At 71.7% G+C, this 1,642-nt stretch carries 2 protein-coding genes; both read right to left on the bottom strand.

Going from position 1 to position 1,642, the window contains the following annotated elements; all coding sequences use genetic code 11:
- Positions 1 to 528: MFS transporter (locus EBL85_RS16750; RefSeq protein WP_123143503.1), on the bottom strand; the 528-nt coding region annotated here is incomplete at its 3' end.
- 6 nt (positions 529 to 534) lie between these two features.
- Positions 535 to 1,642: GNAT family N-acetyltransferase (locus EBL85_RS16745; protein ID WP_123143502.1), on the bottom strand; the 1,108-nt coding region annotated here is incomplete at its 5' end.

The following is a 1,642-nucleotide window of genomic DNA, read 5'->3' as shown; positions in this document are numbered from 1 at the left end:
ATCTGCATTGATGGCGAACGCCAGGGCGACCCCGATCAGCGCGATCAGGGCGCTGCCGAACAGCGGTCCGGCGACCGCGCTCGCCCCCACCAGCAGTTGGCTGGCGGCATTGGCGCGCAGCAGCGCCGCGGGCGTGACCAGCCCCGGCACCATCGCCAGCGCCGCCGGGTTGAAGAAGGCCGAAGCGATCGAGATCACCACCGTGGCCGCGATCAGCTCGGGCAGCGCCAGGGCGCCGCCGTGGGCCAGCCAGGCGAGCGCGCCGACCACCAGGGCGCGGACCAGATCGGCGCAGATCATCACCAGACGGCGCGGGTAGCGGTCGCAGACCATCCCCGCCAGGGGCGCGACGAGGATGCCGGGCAGCGAGGTGGCGATGAGGATGACGCCGACCGCCGAGGCCGAGCCCGACCAGTGATAGACCAGCCAGATCAGCGCCAGCGAGTGCACCCGGTCGCCGATCTGGGAGACCGCCTGCGCCAGCCAGAAGCGCAGGAAGGCGGGATGGGCGCGAAACAGCTCGAGCACCGGCCGTTACCGCTCGACGCGCCGGCGGTCGCGCTCGACATAGTCGAGCAGCCGCCGGGCGAAGGGCGCGACCAACTCGACCCGATCGAGATCGAGCGCGGTGTCGACGTACTGCAGCCGCAGCACGTCCTCGCCCTCGTCGAAACAGGGCGCGAGACCGCCGTAGAAGAAGCCGAGCCGCTCGGCCGCGGCCACCGCCGCCGCGCAACCGTGATCGCTCAGGCGCACGGTGAGATAGAGCACCCGCGCCCCGGCGCGCCGACACAGCTCGTTGCGCGCAGCGCGCAGCGCCTCGGCGACATCGTCGCCGACCCGTTCGAGACGGATCATGCCGAGATCGAGCGCGCTCAGATAATGGGCATCGAGCCGGCTCGCGCCGGCGCTGCCGCCGGGCTCGCCGAGACGCGCCGGGATGCCGCTCTCGGCATAGGTCTCGAGCAGAATCTCGCGATGGTGCGCGGGGGGCAGGATCAGCCGCTCGGGCGGCGGGGCGAGCGGCTTGAAGTAGAGCAGACAGCTCTCGCGCTGCGCCGGGCGCTCCTCGGCCATCGCGCGAAAACGCAGGTTGCCGGCGAGGAAGGCCAGCGAGAGCGCGCAGACATGGGCGCCGAAGCGCTCGTTGACCTTCTGACTGAAGGGGTGGGTGGTCACCGGCTGGCCGAACAGCCCGCTCAGCCCGCGTTCGCGCGCGAGGGCTTCGAGCCGCTCGCGCATCCGCTCCATCAGCCGCCGCCCGCGATGCGCGGGGTCGACCACCGCCATCCCGGTCTCGGCCACGGCGAGGCGCGAGGCGCCGAGCTGACCGAGCCCGCCGAGTTCGAGCGCATAGTGCCCGACCACGGTGTCGGCGGCATCGGTCGCCACCACCGAGATCAGTCGACCGGCGCGGTTGAGTTCACACAGCCGGTCCGGGTAGTAGAGATCATCGCTCGGGTGGGTATAGCCATAGGCGCGATAGACCAGCCGCGAAACCTGGTACCAGTCGCCGTCGCGCGCGGCGCGGCGCACCGTATAGGTCTGCTCGGGTGCACGGGCGACGGACTCGGCGAACGGCTCCAGCGGACGGGCATCGAGATCGGCGCGGGCGACGATATCGGCCTCGGGGCGGTTGAAG

This window comes from Marichromatium sp. AB32 (assembly GCF_003718675.1).
GTDB classification, from domain to species: Bacteria; Pseudomonadota; Gammaproteobacteria; order Chromatiales; family Chromatiaceae; genus Marichromatium; species Marichromatium gracile.
Note: the sequence above shows the minus strand (reverse complement) of the source record. Positions and strands in the feature narration are given on the sequence as shown.